The 17,517-nt window shown below is 67.1% G+C and carries 17 protein-coding genes; 12 read left to right on the top strand and 5 right to left on the bottom strand.

Annotation, left to right across the window (positions count from 1 at the left end; genetic code table 11):
* Positions 1 to 131: 131 nt before the first annotated feature.
* Complete coding sequence (locus tag ACFYXF_RS49550; protein WP_389360567.1) at positions 132 to 899, bottom strand: DUF4097 family beta strand repeat-containing protein; 768 nt, start codon at positions 897 to 899, stop codon at positions 132 to 134.
* A gap of 426 nt (positions 900 to 1,325) precedes the next feature.
* Here ACFYXF_RS49550 and ACFYXF_RS49555 point away from each other — a divergent pair, with 426 nt between their 5' ends.
* Together ACFYXF_RS49555 and ACFYXF_RS49560 are read left to right on the top strand one after the other, a co-directional pair.
* Positions 1,326 to 1,706 (top strand): GntR family transcriptional regulator, encoded by a 381-nt coding sequence (locus ACFYXF_RS49555; RefSeq protein WP_389360658.1) that lies wholly within the window; start codon positions 1,326 to 1,328, stop codon positions 1,704 to 1,706.
* A gap of 158 nt (positions 1,707 to 1,864) precedes the next feature.
* A complete protein-coding gene (locus ACFYXF_RS49560; RefSeq protein ID WP_389360569.1) occupies positions 1,865 to 3,112 on the top strand; it encodes an XRE family transcriptional regulator in 1,248 nt (415 codons plus the stop codon).
* 75 nt (positions 3,113 to 3,187) lie between these two features.
* Here the strand turns inward: ACFYXF_RS49560 and ACFYXF_RS49565 are convergent, their stop codons facing one another.
* The gene (locus tag ACFYXF_RS49565; RefSeq protein WP_389360571.1) at positions 3,188 to 4,240 is read right to left on the bottom strand and encodes a macro domain-containing protein; all 1,053 of its coding nucleotides are present in this window, start codon (positions 4,238 to 4,240) and stop codon (positions 3,188 to 3,190) included.
* A 52-nt stretch (positions 4,241 to 4,292) separates the two neighbouring features.
* Positions 4,293 to 4,889, bottom strand: a complete 597-nt coding sequence (locus tag ACFYXF_RS49570) for a DUF4433 domain-containing protein (protein ID WP_389360573.1) — start codon at positions 4,887 to 4,889, stop codon at positions 4,293 to 4,295.
* Positions 4,890 to 5,545: 656 nt separating this feature from the next.
* On the opposite strand from ACFYXF_RS49570, the gene ACFYXF_RS49575 reads away from it, so the two are divergent.
* The 6 genes from ACFYXF_RS49575 (at position 5,546) to ACFYXF_RS49600 (ending at position 11,053) form a co-directional block, all read left to right on the top strand.
* Complete coding sequence (locus ACFYXF_RS49575) at positions 5,546 to 6,235, top strand: DUF488 family protein (protein WP_389360575.1); 690 nt, start codon at positions 5,546 to 5,548, stop codon at positions 6,233 to 6,235.
* 872 nt (positions 6,236 to 7,107) lie between these two features.
* Entirely contained in the window at positions 7,108 to 8,007 is a 900-nt protein-coding gene (locus ACFYXF_RS49580; protein ID WP_389360660.1) for a phosphorothioated DNA-binding restriction endonuclease, read from the top strand.
* A gap of 63 nt (positions 8,008 to 8,070) precedes the next feature.
* The gene (locus ACFYXF_RS49585; RefSeq protein ID WP_389360577.1) at positions 8,071 to 8,349 is read left to right on the top strand and encodes a CopG family transcriptional regulator; all 279 of its coding nucleotides are present in this window, start codon (positions 8,071 to 8,073) and stop codon (positions 8,347 to 8,349) included.
* The gene (locus ACFYXF_RS49590) at positions 8,346 to 8,771 is read left to right on the top strand and encodes a PIN domain-containing protein (RefSeq protein ID WP_389360579.1); all 426 of its coding nucleotides are present in this window, start codon (positions 8,346 to 8,348) and stop codon (positions 8,769 to 8,771) included. The genes ACFYXF_RS49585 and ACFYXF_RS49590 overlap by 4 nt, the downstream gene beginning before the upstream one ends.
* A 305-nt stretch (positions 8,772 to 9,076) precedes the next feature.
* Positions 9,077 to 10,306: a PP2C family protein-serine/threonine phosphatase gene (locus ACFYXF_RS49595; protein WP_389360581.1), complete on the top strand. Its 1,230-nt coding sequence runs from the start codon at positions 9,077 to 9,079 to the stop codon at positions 10,304 to 10,306.
* A 108-nt stretch (positions 10,307 to 10,414) separates the two neighbouring features.
* Positions 10,415 to 11,053, top strand: coding sequence for a DUF4352 domain-containing protein (locus ACFYXF_RS49600; RefSeq protein WP_389360583.1), 639 nt, complete (start codon positions 10,415 to 10,417; stop codon positions 11,051 to 11,053).
* Between the two features lie 53 nt (positions 11,054 to 11,106).
* On the opposite strand, the gene ACFYXF_RS49605 is transcribed toward ACFYXF_RS49600, so the two are convergent.
* Positions 11,107 to 12,117, bottom strand: a complete 1,011-nt coding sequence (locus tag ACFYXF_RS49605; RefSeq protein ID WP_389360585.1) for an acyl-CoA desaturase — start codon at positions 12,115 to 12,117, stop codon at positions 11,107 to 11,109.
* Positions 12,118 to 12,435: 318 nt separating this feature from the next.
* Here ACFYXF_RS49605 and ACFYXF_RS49610 point away from each other — a divergent pair, with 318 nt between their 5' ends.
* The 4 genes from ACFYXF_RS49610 to ACFYXF_RS49625 all read left to right on the top strand — a co-directional run bounded on the left by ACFYXF_RS49610 (position 12,436) and on the right by ACFYXF_RS49625 (position 16,048).
* A complete protein-coding gene (locus ACFYXF_RS49610; protein WP_389360587.1) occupies positions 12,436 to 12,780 on the top strand; it encodes a hypothetical protein in 345 nt (114 codons plus the stop codon).
* Between the two features lie 116 nt (positions 12,781 to 12,896).
* Positions 12,897 to 14,018 (top strand): sugar ABC transporter substrate-binding protein, encoded by a 1,122-nt coding sequence (locus tag ACFYXF_RS49615; RefSeq protein WP_389360589.1) that lies wholly within the window; start codon positions 12,897 to 12,899, stop codon positions 14,016 to 14,018.
* A 39-nt stretch (positions 14,019 to 14,057) separates the two neighbouring features.
* Positions 14,058 to 14,837 carry an ATP-binding cassette domain-containing protein gene (locus ACFYXF_RS49620; RefSeq protein WP_389360591.1) on the top strand — a complete coding sequence of 260 codons (780 nt, stop codon included), beginning with the start codon at positions 14,058 to 14,060 and terminating at the stop codon, positions 14,835 to 14,837.
* Between the two features lie 20 nt (positions 14,838 to 14,857).
* Entirely contained in the window at positions 14,858 to 16,048 is a 1,191-nt protein-coding gene (locus tag ACFYXF_RS49625; RefSeq protein ID WP_389360662.1) for a sugar ABC transporter permease, read from the top strand.
* A 20-nt stretch (positions 16,049 to 16,068) separates the two neighbouring features.
* Here ACFYXF_RS49625 and ACFYXF_RS49630 read toward each other — a convergent pair whose 3' ends face one another.
* A complete protein-coding gene (locus ACFYXF_RS49630) occupies positions 16,069 to 17,247 on the bottom strand; it encodes an FAD-dependent monooxygenase (RefSeq protein ID WP_389360593.1) in 1,179 nt (392 codons plus the stop codon).
* Positions 17,248 to 17,517 lie beyond the last annotated feature (270 nt).

The raw sequence follows: 17,517 nt of genomic DNA on the forward strand, positions 1-17,517 counted from the left end.
AGAGCCGGAGCAGCCGCAGGCGTTTGGTGAGACGGCGGCTTTTCCGGAAGAACCCGAGCCGCAGCGCGGCAGGGGAAAGCGCCCCCGGACCGAGTCGAACGGTCCGTGCGACCATCGGGGCGGTAGAGCGATCAGCGGTTGCGGACTCGGCCGGAGACGCTGTCGGCCGACACGTTCAGGTGGCGGGCGCCGGATACCTCGACATCGCCGGAGATGCTGTGGGCGCTGACGTGCCCGGCGGCGCCGCTGGTGGCCTGTACCTCGACATCCCCAGAGGTGGTGTTCAGGGCGGCGCTGCGACCGTCGTACAGCCGCACCTTGATGTCGCCGGACACCGAGTGCGCGTTGATCTGCTCGGTGGCCCGACCGACGCGGATATCCCCGGAGGTCGTGTTGGCTCGCAGCTCACGGACGCCATCGACTCCGAGGTCACCGGAGATGGAGCGGAACTCCATACGGTCGACGTAGCCGTAGACCTCGGTGTCCGCAGACTGCGAGACGACCGCAAGGGAGGACTGAGCAGGCAGGCAGACCGTGACTTCGATCGGACTGACGGTCGGCATGTCAGCCATGCCGCCGGAGACCACGCGACCGTTGATCCGGATCGTGCCGCCCACGATGTTCATGCTGCGGACGCTCTGAATGACGGTGCCGCGGCGACCCTGGACAACCACGCCGTTCGGCATCTCCGGTACCTCGATGCCGAACGCCTGCCCGTTCTGCTGACTGCGAGCACGGTTGATCGCGTCGGCCGCAGGCCCCGTGTTGTCGTCGGTGCGCAGCACCACGCGGGCGGTGATCAGGTTCTCGATCACCTGGACACGGACGCTGCCGACCGGCAGCGACAGTCCCAGCACGATCGGGCCGGAGGTCTCGGAGTCGAAAATGCGCTCGGTCATGGGTAAGCCCCCAAAGGCTTGTTGGAGTGGGACACGACGTGCGCGAACAGGCGGAACGGCCGCGGCAGTGAAGTGGTGAGACGCGGCCGTCCCGCGCGGAAGTTGAGGTGGTGCGTGTCTCCTTCATCGCGACCGCGCTCCCGTGTCAGGTAGAGCTGTCCGGCCTCGAAGTAGGCGTATGGAGACGTGACCTTTCGGTCTGAGCCCTCCGGTGAATGCCAAGGCGCCGGGTCGCCTCCCCCCGTCCGATGCGGGGCTCCTGGTCATGCGGTCTTGCAGGTCAAGCGCTTACGGGTACAGCCGGCTGAGCCCTTCCGGGCTTGCCGTACTAACTTGTAACAGCATGTACTAGCACGCACCACGCCGCAAGAGGTCGCCACAGATTCGTGCTAGGTCGTACTAGGGGTGGGTACGCTCGATGGCGTGATGAGCGCTGAAATCTCGAAAGACGACCCAAGGCCAGAGTCCGAGCAGGCGGCCGACATCCTGCGGCAAGAGATCCTGCGTGGTGACATCAAGCCCGGAGGGCATGTGGGCTCCGTGCGAGACTTGACCGAACGGTTCAAGATCTCGGGAATGACAGTGCAGCGGGCCCTTGCGATCCTCCGTGAGGATGGGCTCATCATGACGACGTCGCGGGGCAGCTATGCCCGCGACCCGGAGCAGGCCGGCGAAGGCAGCGGGACCGACGCGGTTGTCGACGTTCCCGAAGTGCTGCGCCGACTCGAACATCTCACCTCCCAAGTCTCGGAACTTCGCGGCAGGGTCGAAGCGCTCGAAGGTCGCCCCGAACCGGGTGGTGCGTGATCTGCAACCAGCATGAGCGGAACGGGAGTTGTGAGGTAAGTGACAGCCAGGGGACGGCACAACAAGGGAGGGGACATGCCCGGTGACACCCCCCTGTCACCTTCCCTGTCCCCCCGGCTCGCGCGCGAGACTCGGAGCAGGTACTCGGAGGAGGGCGCATGACCGACGACAGGCCCGCATGGGCACGACGCATCGCGGCTGAACGCGCGGCGCGCGACTGGTCGCAACGTGACGCAGTCAGGGCTCTACGGGCGCACGCTCCGACGGAGCTGCCGGCGGAAGACAGCATGATCCGCCAGTGGAAGCGCTGGGAGTCAGGCCAGACACCGAACGACTTCTACCAACCGATCATCGCGGCCCTGTTCGGCACCGTGACGCACGCGCTCTTCCCGGCGCCATCACGGCGAGACGGGGACAGGGAGATCTTGGCGGCGAGCGGGATGGAGACGTTGGAGATCGTGAGCCGGTTGAACCGCTCCGACGTCGACAACGCCACGCTTGATGCCTTGCGGATTACAACAGACCGGCTCGCGTCCGAGTACCCGTTCATGCCGAGCGAACAGCTCCTCGTTGAGGGGCGGCAGTGGCTTCGTCGTGTCGTCGAACTTCACACGAAGAGCCTCACGCTCGCGCAACACCGCGAGGTGCTCGCCCTGTCCGGTTGGCTCGCTCTGCTGGTCGGCTGTGTCGAGTACGACACGGGCGACCGTCACGCTGCCGAGTCGACGCGCCGCGCCGCCCTCTCTCTGGCGACTGAAGCAGACCACGCAGAGGTGGCCGGGTGGGCGCACGAGATGCGCGCCTGGTTCGCGCTGACGACCGGCGATTACCGCGGCGTGATCTCGGCAGCGCGGGCCGGAGCTGAAGCGGCGCCGCATCACGGCGTGGCTGTGCAGCTTGCCGCGCAGGAAGCCAAGGCATGGGCGCGGCTCGGGGACCGCCGCCAAGTCGAGGTGGCCCTCGACAAGGGACGGCGGACACTCGAAGCGATGCCGCACCCCGAGAACCTGGACAACCACTTCGTGGTGGACCCCGCCAAGTTCGACTTCTACGCGATGGACTGCTACCGCCTGGTCGGTGAGGACAAGCTCGCGCGCACGCTCGCCGAAGAGGTGCTGAGGGCAGGCACGGACTTTGACGGAACCGAGCGATCACCAATGCGCAACGCGGAAGCCCGCGTCACGCTCGGAGTCACGGCGGCGCGTGAAGGCGACTTGGAGCAGGCGCTCATCATGGGGGAGCGCGCCCTCGAAGGCGACCGCAAATCGGTGCCGTCGCTCATCATGACCAGTCGGGAACTCGCTGCCGAGATGCGACGCCGGTACAGCTCCGAGCCCGCGGCGCAGGACTACCTTGCACGGCTCCACGCGCTCGCCGAGCAGAAGCCCGGATTCCTGCCCCGATAAGCCATGACGACCGTAGCCTTCTCGAATAGGCACGAAAAGTCACGCTCAGCGCACAACCACAGCCAAGCGCGATGGCTAAATCAGGCTTAGCTCTTCGGCAGCTTCCTGAATTGATTCATCAGGAATCACCTGAATCCATTGCCGCGTTGCAAGGTTAGCGATAGCACGCAGGATATCTTCACGCTTCAACGGAGGAACGCGCCTAACCTTCCAAGCCTCTACCGCATTCAGGACTTCCGTAGCAGTCGGAAAATCACCGCTTCTGCGGTATAGGTACGAGGCCGTGTAATGCACAGTAGCCGCGATCTCCGCTTGCGTCGTGTCAAATCGGGCGACTAGATCACACGTCGAGTCAATGACTTTATCCCACGTCTCAATCTGACTAGTGAAGTCTTTTCGAGCACCCTCGTATGCGTCGCCCACTCGCACCTCAAACATCTTCCCTCGCTGCCGCTCTTCGAGCAGACCGTTATTTTGAAGCTTCGCGATTGCTGGCTTCAATTGCGATGAGAAGGGACCGTAGCTAGCTCGCTCATACTCGAACCCAGTCGGCAGCCCCGCCACAGTTGCAAAGTACGCGAGTTTCTGAAGCATGACTCGCCCGACTGGCCACCGATACGGCTGATCTTCAAGGCGATGCAGGATTTCGATCAGCGCAATGAGTGAGGGGTCAATCTTTCTTTGCGGCTCATTCCGCTTCTCGTCACCCCAGAGATTGAGCTGCCCGTCGACTACGTCAACATCATGCGGAGCATACAGCTCCACGGGGATGTCAAGCTGCCCGAGGTGATCAATCAGGATGGGCCCAACTACGGACCATTCAAGCTGTCCGTTACCACAGCCCAATGGAGGCACAGCGATGGAACGCAGGCCCCAAGCACGATAGTTAGCCTTGAGATGTTCAAGTCCATCGATGATGTCAGAAAGCTTACTCACACTGCGCCAGTGAGCCTTTGTCGGGAAATTGATCACCACGTGATCAAAAACTTCAAACGGGTATGGATGACCCAGGCGCACTTCTTTCGCGTCACACTGTCGCACATAGTCCGCGAACATATCTGGATAGCGCTTCTTGAAAGCGAGGGCAATCCCCTTGCCCATCACGCCAACAGTGTTGACCGTGTTCACGAGTGCATGCATAGAAGACTTCAGCAAGTCACCCTGAACGATCCGCACGTTGCTAGCGGAAGTAGACATGTTTATTTACCTCCACCTTCCAATGAGGCTGTGCAGCCTTGCAAATTTCCGCATGCTCGTTATTCGAAGTATAACAGCCGATGATGCAATTGGGCAATACCGAATTAGGCACCAGCACTTCAGCGCAGCGCACACGCTTCTGCTCGATTTTCTGCCAGTAGTCGCTGTGATTCCAGTTATCGGAATAGACAAGCTCCGCTTCCAGGAACGACAAGCCTGACGGCGAGGCAAGGAAACGGGTCGTATCTGCCGCCGCATTCCCATCCGTTACGACAGCACCTTGAATATCCAATACATTCGGTGCGACTCTCATGACGAGTAGGTCGTCATGTCCATTTCGCGTCAAATAATACATCATCGGATTACGCGCATCGAAATAGAGATTCGCGTAGGAGTGCAGCGGTCCGCCATTCGGAACAACTTTGCGTGCACGCCGGTCCTGCACTTCCGGCAGAGCCACCGACAAATGGTCAACGGCCTCCGCAGCGCGGTGACTCAACAGACCATGCGTTCCTATGGAGGCGAGATTAGAAATGGGGGTAATGTAATGAAGCTCTGCAACCCTCTCACGCTCCACCATCGCTCCTATCCTGCCGTGTCTCAGCCGCTGACCAGCCGCGCCGGGACCTCGGCGGCTCATCAGCGGTTGCCATGAGAACATCATGCAGGTTGGCACTGACATCGACCGTAGACATGCACAGCTTGCGGTCCACAGCGTTGCGTGAACGCGTCATAGCGCGTCACCACGTCTCGGCCGCTTCATCGCATGCTCCCCCGTGACGAGCCAGCCGCTAGGCCAGATGCGGCCTGAGCGGCGGACACTCGGGGGGCCAAACGGGGGGCCAAACGAAGCAGCCGGACCAAGACCGTCCCGGACAGTGGTGGACAGTCCCGGAGCCGAACGACCAGCCCTGATACCTTGGTTGCCACGTCACGAGGGCCCTTGACCGCGTTCGGGACGAAGAGGTCGTGGGTTCAAATCCCGCCACCCCGACAGTGAATTACCAGGTCAGGGGCCTGATCCGCGTTGCGGGTCAGGCCCCTGAGTCATTGCTGAGGTCTCTTGGGAGAAATCCGGGAGAAGATCTTGGTCTGCTTCTCCCAAGAGCAGTCTCCAGTGCGGCAGGAACAGCGGCGCCAACGCGCCCGATGAACTGCGCATTCGCGAATCCAGGGCTCGTAGCTGACCAGTAATACCCGTGCCGGCCGCCCCAACGGTCGTTAGGAACACCGCATATGGCAGGTCATCGCTCAGCTCCTTCTCATGACCGGACCCGTGCGCTCGCCCAGCGGGTACGGGCGTTAAGGGAAGACCGTGGGTGGACGCGGGAACGGCTGGCGAAGGAAGCAGGCATCGCCGTCGGAACGCTGGGCCGTCTGGAGAGCGAGGGAGCGATCCAGCCAGGTTTCCTGACCGTTGGCGCCGTTGCCGAGGCTCTTGCAGTCTCTGTCGATGATCTGTTCCGGGCGACCCAGGTCGCGCCCGTCACGCCCGGTCTGTGGTCTGCGGGGTACGAAGGGCGGGATATCGACTCGTTCGTCGCCGCGCTGGTCGACAGCCACATCGGTGTCGTGGCGGATGTACGGCTCACACCGATCAGTCGCAAAAAGGGCTTCAGCAAGACCCGCCTCGGAGATGCCCTGGCGGAGGCCGGTATCGAGTACACGCACCTGCGTGGCCTGGGCAATCCGAAGGACAACCGGGAGCCCTTCTGGGACGGCCGCCTCGAAGTAGGGCGGGCACGCTTCCGTGGCCTGCTGCAGTCCGATGAGGCAAAGTCCGACCTTGACCGCCTCGCGGAGCATGCCCGGCAGTCGCGAGTGGCGATGCTGTGCTTCGAGAAAGACGAGAGCCGCTGCCACCGGCAGGTTGTCCTGGAGACGGTTCGCAAGCGGGCCGCCGTGCCGGTGATTCCCCTGGCCTGACTTCACCCCTCGCTCCTGCACGCGCTCTTGCCCGTAGCGCATGCCTCTCCTCCAATCATCAGATCGGGAGATCTGTGGAGGGGGCAACCAATGGGGACCGCCGTCCCTGTGCTCCATAAAGCGCGACCAGGAACTGCGAGGGACGTCGCTTGGTGTCTTCCGGCCAGAGGAGTTCACCGGCTTCCGCTTCGCTCCTGCCGATCCCTGGCCGGCTTCGAAGGCGGCCCTGGCAGATCAGTTGGATCTACTCGCGCAGGACCTTCGCCAACTGGAGTGGGTGCCACTTGAGTTCCGGTACAGCTTCCGATGCGCGGATCAGGAGTGCGGTGGTCACGACCTGGGGCTGAGGGACTGGGAGGCGGGCGAGTCGTACCGCAAGTTCGTTCGCCAGTATGGGCAGGACGGCGTGGAGGAGAAGCTTCGCGAGCGCTGGTTCAATCGGATGGTCACTCCGGAGAAGGCCGTGCACTGCTTCGTCGGGAACGTCGCGGCCCGCCCCAAAACATTCCTGCTGCTGGGGCTGTTCTACCCACAACGGGACGTCGTCGAGAACTTCCAGGAGAGCCTGTTCGAGGCGTTCACGAACCGCCAGGCACAGTGGCAGGCCGTAACGGCTGGACGGAATCGGCAAGTCCACGCTCTCCCGCAAGATCGAGGCATCACTGGCCCGCAGCGAGCACCGCCCACTTCATGGCCGGCCTTCCGCTTCCCGAGCACACCGCGCGAGCACGGTGGATCAACGGAGAACAACAGACCCGCGAACGATGGCGCCACCTGGTTACGACACGTCGCAATCACCTCGCCACGGCTCGTCAGGCTTTGCACACATGCGCAGATGGCTGGTCAACGAGGCGCGACTACGATCGCCGGTCATGGACTGGCTGGAGCGCACCGCGAAGCTGAGGCAGTGGAGTCGAAACGGGAGCCGTGCTCCGCACAAGCCGTTGCTGTTGTTGTACGCCCTCGGTCGGTTCCAGCAGGATGCCGTCGGCGAACTGCGGTACAGCGCCGTGGAGGAGGATCTGCAGCGTCTGCTGACCGAGTACGGTCCGCCCAACAGGACGACACCCGCCTACCCGTTCCACCATCTGGTGAGCGACGGCGTATGGGAAGTGCGTACCGATCACGGACCGGGCAGTCCCGGTAGTGGCGTGAGGGAGTTGAGGGACGTCGGCGCTGCCGGGCGGCTGGCGCCGGAGCTGCGCGCGGCACTGCGGCGCGAGCCGTCGTTGCTCGGCCGGATGGCACGGGTCCTGCTCGACCTGCACTTTCCGCCTTCGCTCCACGGCGACTTGTGCGAATCTGTCGGCCTGGAGCTGGAGCAGGCGGAGACGACCGGACAACTCTCGGCCGTCGTGCGGAGGCGGCGGGATCCGCGGATGCGGGAGCTGGTCCTGACCGCCTACGAGTACCAGTGCGCCTTCTGCGGCTACGACGGCCGGATCGGCGCGGTGCCTGTCGGGCTGGAGGCCGCGCATGTGCGCTGGTGGGCGTTCGACGGCCCGGACGACGTCGAAAACGGACTGTGCCTGTGCTCGCTGCACCACAAGCTCTTCGACAAGGGCGTCCTCGGTGTCGGCGAGGGCCACCGCATCCTGGTCTCCCAGCGCTTCGTCGGCCACAGTCCCGCCGCCCGCGAACACGTCATCGCGCTCGCCGACCGACCACTCATCGGACCTCAGCCCGGCGCCCACCCCGTCGCCGCGATCCACCGTTCCTGGCACACCAGCCAGGTCTTCCACGGCAGCCCACGCCCCGCCACGGCCGCCTGACCGTCGAATCGTCGGCCGTGCCCCACTGGTAAGGAGTGTGATACCAAGAGTATGGTCTCTTGTATGGCCACGAAGAAGGTAACCGTGACGATCCCCGAGGATCTCCTGGACGAGATCCGCGCGGAGGCGGCCGAGCGGGGCCTGTCGGCGTACGTTGCCGAGGCGCTGCGCTTCAAGCGCGACCGGGACCGGCTCCTGGAACTGGTCGACTGGCTGCAGGAAGAACACGGCCCCGTGACTGAGGACGAGCGTGTGGCAGCCCTCGACGAGTTGGAGGATCTCGACGCCGAACACGAGCGGCGCCGCGCCTCCGGACAGCACAACGCCGGAGAGGCTGCGTGAAGAAACGAGCCGGTGAGCACGGGCCGAGGCCGCTCCGTGTTTTCGTCCTGGACTGTGAAGCCCTGTCCCTGGCAGTGCGCGGTGATCGGAAGATGATCGCCTGGCTCGACCTCGCGGCGCGAGGGGAGGCCGAAGTGGTGACGTCGCCGATGACCCTTGTCGAGGCGTACGACGGCAGAACGACCGTACAGCGCTGGGACTGGGTGCTGTCCCGGCTCCAGGTCGCCGACATCGGGAAGAACGAGGCCCGCCAGGCACGCCGGCTCCTGGCCGACGCCAAGTTGCACGGCCACAAGTACGCGATCGACGCCGTGCTCGCCGTGATCGCACGACAGCAGAAGGGACAGGTCACGGTCTTCACCTCGGACGTCGACGACCTGGAGAAGCTGGTCCCGGACACGGTCGTCGTCAAGAAAGTGTGACCCGACCCGCGCCCGTCAAAGGCTGAGGGGCGCGCTGGTCAACCTGGTGATCTGGCTCCGCCTCCATACGCCGATCCGCACCGGGAACGGGACCCGGCGCCGACGCCGGCAATGGTGTGGCTACCCTCGGGTCGCGCTTGTTGCTGAAGAAGCGGCTTGAGGGCACTGGGGGTTGTGGGGCCACAGGTCCGCTCCGCCGCCGAACGCGCCAGGCGTGGAGTAGGCAGTGCCCGGGCCACGCGTCCGTTTCGCTCCTATCGTGGGACCGCACAGCAACGCTCGGTACCGGAACAGACAGGCAGGACATGAGGAAACCGCAGATCGACTACGCGGCGGTCTTCCGGGCCCTGCCCGGCATGGTGGCTCTGCTCACCCCTGAGCTGGTGTACGCCGACGCCAACGACGACTTCGTGCGGTTGTCGGGGCGTAGTCGTGAGGAGTTGGTGGGGCGTTACATCTTCGACGTCTTTCCCGAGAACCCCAATGATCCGGCCGCCGCCGGCATGCGGGAGACCGAGGCGTCGATGCTCCGTACGGTGGCCACCGGGGAGCGCGACACGATGGCGCTGCTCCGCTACGACATCGAGGACCCCGACCAGCCCGGCCACTGGCAGGAGCACTACTGGAGCCCGGTCAACGCACCGGTCCTCGGCCTCGACGGGCAGGTCGAACTGATCGCGCACCGGGTGGAGGAGGTCACCGAGCTCATCCGCGCCTTCGGCGGCCCGGGTGGTGACAGCCGGGACCGTGCGCTGGAGGCCGAGCTCTACACCCGTGCCCGCGAACTCCAGGAGGTCAATGAGCGGCTGCGCGCGGCTCATGCCCGTGAGCGTGAGGTCGCCCTCGCCCTGCAGGCGGCGATGCTGCCCCCGCCGGGGCCGACCGGGGCGCACGACGCCGCCGTGCGTTACCGGCCCGCCGTCGGCACGCTGAACGTGTGCGGTGACTGGTACGACCTGGTCGAACTGCCCGGCGGGAGGCTCGCGGTCGCCGTCGGCGACGTCGTCGGGCACGGACTGGCCGCCGCCTGCGCCATGGGGCAGTTGCGCAGCGCCCTGAGCGGGGCCACCCGTGTCGCGGACGGTCCCGCCCAGGCCCTGGAGGCCCTCGATCTGTACGCCCGTTCCGTCGAGGGCGCCGAGTCGACCACCGTCGTGACGACCTTCATCGACTGGGACAGTCACCACATCAGTTACAGCTGCGCCGGGCATCCTCCGCCTGCCCTCGTGCACGCCGACGGCACCGTCGCCTTTCTCGACCAGGCCACCGATCCGCCGCTCGGGGCCCGGCCCGAGCGTCAGCCTCGTCCTCAGGCCCGTACGCCCTTCGCCGAAGGCGCCGTCCTGGTGCTGTACACCGACGGTCTCGTCGAACGCCGTGACGAGGACATCGACACCGGCCTGGCCCGCCTCGCCGACTCCCTCGCCCACCATCGGCACGCGGCTCCCGAGGCCCTGGCCGACGCGCTCCTGGCCGACCTCCTGCCGCCCACCGGCACCACCGACGACACCGCCCTGATCGTCCTGCGCCTGTGAACCAAGCCGGTGCTCCCCGATCGGGTGAACATCCCCGCCCTCGACAACCGCACGATTCCCCCGGACGTCGTACAGCAGCAATCCGCCATCCATTCCCCGGGGGAAGACATGAACCAGCAGCAGCCCAACCAGCACCCTCAGCAGCAGCCCGGCTGGGGTGGGCCGCAGACCCCGCCCGGGTACGGGTACGGGAACGGGTACGCCATTCCGGCGCCCCCGCCGCCGAAGAAGCATGGCGTCGGCAAGATCGCGGGGCTCGGTTGTGCGGGCGTACTCGGGTTCTTCGTCCTGATCGGGGTCGTCGGCTCGGTCGTCGGTGACGGCAGCGGCGGCAGCAGCAATGACAAACCCTTCGCCGCGCAGGAGACGCGCGGCACCTCCCGCCCCTCCGGCGACTCCAAGTCGGAGGAAGAGGCGTCGGTGCCCGTCAAGCTCTCCGCCGAGAAGGCCGCGTTCGTGAAGAGCGTTCTCGCCGATGGCAGTGAGCACACCAGCGTGCTCGTCACCGTCGCGAACAGCGGGGATCAGGAGGTCGACGTGAATCCGCTGTATTTCACCATCACCGACACCAACGGCACCAAGCACACCGCCGAGTTGGCCGCCGACGAGAACCAGATCGCCACTGTGAAGCTGGCTCCCGGTGAGAACGTCTCCGGCAGCGTCACCGGCAAGGGCGGCTTCACCCCGAAGTACGTGACCTTCACCGACGGGTTCCTGGGCGACTCGATCCGTGCCGACGTCTCCTGAACTGAACTGAATTGAACTGAACTGCCCTGACCCGCCCTGGCCGGTGGTCGGTGTCAGGTGCGGCGAGCCGCGATGCGGGTCGGGGTCGGCCAGCGGACCTCGGAGACCCAGCCGAGGTGTTCCATGAGGCGGATGAAGGCGGCCGACAGGTCTATCTGGCCGCGGTCCACTCCGTGGCGGGCGCTCGTGGGGTCGGCGTGGTGGAGGTTGTGCCAGCTCTCGCCGAAGGAGAGCAGGGCGAGGGGCCACAGGTTGGTGGCACGGTCGTGGCGGCGCGTGCGGAACGGGCGGTCGCCGATCAAGTGGCAGAGGGAGTTCACGCTCCACGTGACGTGGTGGAGCAGTGCTATGCGGACGATTCCCGCCCACAGCAGGGCGGTTACGCCGTACAGCCAGGTGCCGCCGATCGCCCAGCCCAGTCCGAACGGCAGGGCGAGGGTGAGGAGGCACAGTGCGGGGAAGGCGCGGGACACCGCCCTGATGTCCCGGTCCGCCAGGAGGTCGGGGGCGTAACGCTCGGCCGGTGTGGCGTCGTTGCGGAAGAGCCAGCCGACGTGTGCGTGCAGCAGTCCGCGCAACTGGCCGCGCAGATGCGTGCCGTAGCGGTACGGGGAGTGCGGGTCGCCCGGTCGGTCCGTGAAGGCGTGATGGCGGCGGTGGGTGGCGACCCAGCCGATGACATCTCCCTGGAAGCTCATCGAACCGGCCACCGCGAGCGCGATGCGCACCGGGCGGACGGCGCGGTAGCCGCCGTGGGTGAGGCCGCGGTGGAAGCCGACGGTGACGCCCAGGCACGTGACCGTGTAGAGCACCGCGGCCAGCACGATGTCGGCGGGGTGGATGAGACGTCCCCAGAGCAGCCAGCCGGCCAGGCCCAGCGCCACGAACGGCAGAACGACGATCAGCGCCGTCACCGTGACGAACAGCCGTTCCCCTCCGCCGCGCGGGGGCGCCGGGCCGTCGTCCCTCGGGAAGGGGGACGTCCCGTCGTAGTCCTGGGGCAGCGACTGGGCGGTCGTGGGCGTGGGGGTGGTGGCAGTAGTGGTGGTGGGCGGCGGCGACATGGGGCTCCTCGGCCTCGGTGCGGATGGCATCGCCGGGGTCTGGGGCTGCCCTGAAGAGGGGAACGCGAGGGCGGGCCGGGCCGAACGCCGACGTGGAGGGAGCCCTCGGTCTTCCCACGGTACTCCGGTACGCTCCGAAACAGGGTGGTCCGGTTCGCGTGACCACCCGCGTTGACATGGATCGTCGCCGGACGTTGACTGGCAGCACGGCGCAGTGCCGACGCAGGACCGCACGACCGACCGGGTCCCCGGGAGCCTGGAACAGGCCGTCGGGAAGACCGAGGACGCCTTCGGGCGCAACGGAAGCGGCACCGACAGATGTACGACCAGACACGCGCCCAGCAGTCCTCCGACCAGCCCCCCGGCCGCTCCCAGCGCCGGACCAGCGGCCCGGAGCCGCTGCTCGGGGCCGCCGAGCGGGACGAGATCGTGGGGCGGCTCGGGCGGGCCATCAACCACTTCGCCGACACCCCGCGTGAGGCGTTGGCAGAGGCCGAGGGCGCCTACGACGACGCCGTCGCCCAGCTCGTGAACGCCCTCGCGGAGCGGCGCCGTCTCCTCCACGAGGGCTGGCAGGGTCACGATCCCGAGACGCAGGCCGACGAACTCCGGCTCTCGCTCCGGCAGTACCGGGAGATCACCCAGCGGCTGCTCCACCTCTAGGGCCGGCGCGGAACGCCTGCGCAGCGCGCCTGCGCGCGACACCCTCTCCTTGACTACCCTTGCCCTTAAGTTCCCCTTGTGTGGTGATATCGCACAAAAGTTCTAAGGAACGGGACATGGGTACCGTTGCCGGCCTGCCAGCCGTAAAGCGAAGGTCTCGCACTCTTGCTGTCGCCGTCGCCGTCGCCGTTGGTCTCGGACTCCTCGGAGCCTGTGGCAGCGGGGGCGGGGGCAGCGGTGACGGTGGTGGTGACCGGATCACCGTCGGTGTTCTGCTTCCCGGTGGCGGCGCCTCGCGGTTCGGGCAGTTCGACAAGCCCCTCATCGAGCAGAAGCTCAAAGAGGTGTGTCCCGACTGTCCTGCCGCCAATGTCGCCGCCACCCCCGACCCCCAGGTCCAGCAGCAGCAGTTCGAGGCCATGATCACGCGGGGTGTGGATGTGGTCATCCTCGCCGCCGTCGATCCCCAGCTGATGCGTCCGTCCGTCGAGTCCGCCCATCGGGCCGGGATTCCCGTCGTCGCCTACGACCGGCTCGCCCAGGGGCCGATCTCCGGGTACGTCACCTTCGACGGGGCGGAGGTCGGGCGGCTTCAGGCCGAGGCGCTGCTCACCGCCATGGCGGCCGACGGCGGTGACGGGCGGCGCATCGTCATGATGAACGGGGCCACCACCGACCCCAACGCCGGGTGGTACAAGGAAGGCGCGCTCAAGGTCCTCAAAGGCAAGGTGACCATCGGGAAGTCCTACGACACCGTCGGATGGCGGGCCGAGAACGCCTACGTCAACATGACCGGCGCCATCGCCGCGCTCGGCGGCGAGAACATCGACGGGGTCCTCTCCGCCAACGACACCATGGCCGGTGCCGTCGTCTCGGCCCTGAACGCCGCCAAGGTCAGGCCGCTGCCGCCCATCACCGGGCAGGACGCCGATCTCACGGCCGTACGGCGGATCGTCAAGGGCGATCAGTACATGACCATCTACAAGCCCTTCAAGCGCGCGACCGACGCCACCGTGGAGATGGCCGTCGCCCTGGGGCGCGGCGAGGAGGTCGGGGCCATCGCCACCGGCAGCGTCGACAGTCCGACGACCAAGGACGTGCCGGCGGTACTGCTGCCGTCCGTCTCGGTGACTGTCGGCAATATCGGGGAGACGCTGGTCAAGGACGGTATGTACACCGTCGACCAGATCTGTACGCCCGCCCTCCGGTCCGCCTGTGATCGGGCCGGCCTCACCTGACACACACCCCGACGGCGTCCCACGGGAAGGAAGTGGCTCGTGCCCGGTCATCAGCCCCTGCTGGCGTTGCGTGGTGTCTCCAAGCGGTTCGCCGCCGTACAGGCGCTGGTCGACATCGAGCTGGAGGTCAGGGCCGGGGAGGTGGTCGCCCTCGTCGGGGACAACGCCGCAGGCAAGTCCACCCTGGTCAAGGTGATCTCCGGGGTCGGGCCCCCTGACAAAGGGGTCATCGAGTGGCAGGGGAGTCCCGTACAGATCAAGCATCCCCAGGACGCCCGGCTGCTCGGGATCGCCACCGTCTATCAGGACCTCGCCATGTGCGAGAACCTCGACGTCGTCGCCAATCTCTTCCTCGGGCGGGAGATCCACCGCTTCGGCGTTCTCGACGAGGTCGAGATGGAACGGCGTACCCGCGAGCTGCTGCACACCCTCTCCATCCGGATCCCCGATGTACGGGTGCCGCTCGCCAGTCTCTCCGGCGGGCAGCGGCAGGTCGTCGCGATCACCCGGTCCTTCCTCGGCTCGCCCCGGCTGCTGCTGCTCGACGAACCCACCGCCTCCCTGGGCATCCAGCAGACCAACCAGCTCCTCGATCTGATCGAGGAGCTGCGCGACCAGGGGCTCGGGGTGCTGCTGATCAGCCACAACATGAGTGACATCAAGGCCGTCGCCGACCGGGTCGCCGTGCTGCGCCTCGGCCGCAACAACGGTCTCTTCGACGTGAACACGACCTCCCAGGAGCAGATCATCTCCTCCATCACCGGCGCGGCCGACCACGCCGTCGCCCACCGGCCGCACCCGGAGGAGGTGTGGCCGTGAAGACCGACATCACCGTGCACATGAAGGAGCGGGTCTCGGCCTACGCCGGTGCCGTGCGGCGGAGGGTTCGTGAAGGGGGGCTCGGGCCCGCCCCCGTGCTTCTCGCCCTCGCCCTCACCTGGATCGTCTTCCAGAGTCTCAACGACAAGTTCCTCTCGCCCCGCAATCTCTCCGTCCTCAGCGTCGACATCGTCGGGACCGGCATGGTCGCCGTGGGCATCGTGTTCGTGCTGCTGATCGGTGAGATCGATCTGTCCGTCGGGTCGCTCGCCGGGCTGGCGGGCGCGGTGTTCGCCGCGCTGAACGTCAACCTCGGGATGACGGAATGGCTCGCCGTGTTCATCGCCGTCATCTGCGGTACGGCCATCGGGGCGCTCCACGGGTTCCTGTTCGCCAAGTTCGGGGTGCCCGCGTTCGTCGTCACCCTTGCCGGGCTGCTGGCCTGGAGCGGTCTGATGATCTATCTGCTCGGGCCCGACAGCTCCATCCACTTCAGCGAGGACGGGCTGGTCGCCACCCTGACCAGCCGCTACTACAGCGCCCCCGGCTTCACCTACGGGCTGGCGGCGCTCTGTACGGTGGCCTATCTGCTCGCCTCCCTCCACGACCGCGGGCGTCGCGCCGCTGCCGGGATGCCGTGCCGGCCGGTGGGCGAGGTCTGGGTACGTACCGTGCTGCTGGCGATCGTCGCGTTCACGACCGTCGCCGTCCTCGGGAACTTCGAGGGGCTGCCGCTGGCGCTGCTGATCTTCCTCGGGTTCATCGTCGCCTCCGACCTGCTCCTACGCCGTACGCCCTACGGACGACAGGTGCTCGCCCTGGGCGGCGGTGTCGAGGCGGCGCGGCGGGCGGGCGTCGACGTGACGCGCGTACGGGTCTCGGTGTTCATGGTGGCGGGGACGCTGGCGGCGATCGGCGGTCTGTTCGTCGCGTCGCGGTTCACCTCGGCGAGCCAGGTCTCTGGGTCCGGCATGCTGCTGATCAATGCGGTCGCCGCCGCCGTCATCGGCGGTACCAGCCTGTTCGGGGGGCGCGGCTCGACCTGGTCGGCGCTGCTGGGGGTGCTCATCATTCAGTCGATCGCATCCGGCATGGCGTTGTTGGGCGTGCAGACCGCGCTTCAGTTCATGATCACTGGTGGAGTGCTGATCACCGCTGTCATCTTCGACTCCCTGGCGCGACGGACGGCCGCCTCGCGGGTACGGGCCTGAGGGCAGGGCCAACAGCGCGCCTACGGTTCCTCTCCCCACGCTCCCGCGTGCGGGCCGAACCTGTTCTCGTTCTCGTAGGCCGCCATCCGGGCGTTCCGTGCGTCGGCCTCCGGCCCGTCCGGCAGGTGGTAGACCTCGCCCGCGCTCGCCGAACCGGCCTGCACCCTGGTGGCGGTGGTGAGCCGTCGGTGTACGTACCGGGTCAGCGCGTCCGGGATGTCCGTCGGCGTCGCACCCGCGAGACAGTCGCCCAGTACCGCCGCGTCCATGATCGCCTGGGCCGCGCCCTGGGCCTGGAACGGGACCATCGCGTGGGCGCTGTCGCCGAGCAGGGTCACCCGGCCGAGGTGCCAGCGGGTGAGCGGGGTGCGGGTGTGGATGGCGTAGCGGAAGACCTGGCCGGCGCGTTCCAGGGCCACGAGGATTCGGGGGTCCCAGCCGGTGAACTCGCGGAGTTGCTCGCCCGGTTCCGCCTGGGTCGTCCACGACTCCGTCCACTCCGCCCATGGCTCGGGGGCCGCCTGTGCGGTGAACACGGCGACCAGGTTGAGGAGTTCGCCGCCGCGCACCCAGTAGTGGACGACGTGCCGGCCCGGGCCGAGCCAGCCCGCGTACTCCGGCAGGTCCAGGTCGGCAACCTCGGCGGCCGGGAGCAGTGCGCGGTAGGCGGCGGTGCCGGAGAAGACTGCCTCGTCGGCGCCGAAGAGCCACTGCCGCGCCGAGGAGCGCACCCCGTCGGCGGCGACGACCAGGTCGGCACCCAGGCGATCGCCGTCGGCAGTCGTGACGTACGCCTGTCGGTCGTCCTGGTCGATGCCCACGACCTCGGTGTTCAGGCGGACCGACCCGGGCGGGACACGGTCCGCCAGTGCCTGGTGCAGGTCGGCCCGGTGGACCTGCAAGTAGGGCGCCCCGAACTCGGACTCCGCCTCGGGTCCGATGACGTATCGGCAGATCTCGGTGCCGTCGGACCAGGTGCGGAAGCTCAGCCGGGCCGGGTGCGCGGCGCGGGCGGCGACCGTGTCGAGGAGGCCCAGGCGGCGCAGTACGCGGGTGGCGTTGGGCGCGAGCTGGATACCGGCGCCGATCTCGGTGAAGCGGCGCGTGCGCTCGACGAGCGTGACGTCGTGCCCGGCCACGCGCAGGCTCAGGGTGGCGGCCAGGCCGCCGATGCCCGCCCCTACGACGATCGCCTTCATGCCCGCTCCTCTCGGCACCCCGGTTTTCCTCGCCCCCGCCGCCCCTACCCATTCCCATCCCCTGGGGGCTGCGCCCCCAGACCCCCGCTGTCGGCCCTGAACGGGCCTTGTCCTCAAACGCCGGACGGGCTGACAAACCAGCCCGCCCCCGCAAACGCCATTCGGCACCGGTCCCTCCCCACGTGGGGACCGGTGCCGAACGATGGACGAGGACCCGGGGATGTCCGGTCTGTGCCGGTTCCGTGGGTCTCGGGTTCGCGTGGTGCGGCC

Origin of the sequence: Streptomyces sp. NPDC002680, assembly GCF_042889145.1 — a bacterium.
GTDB lineage: Bacteria > Actinomycetota > Actinomycetes > Streptomycetales > Streptomycetaceae > Streptomyces > Streptomyces adonidis.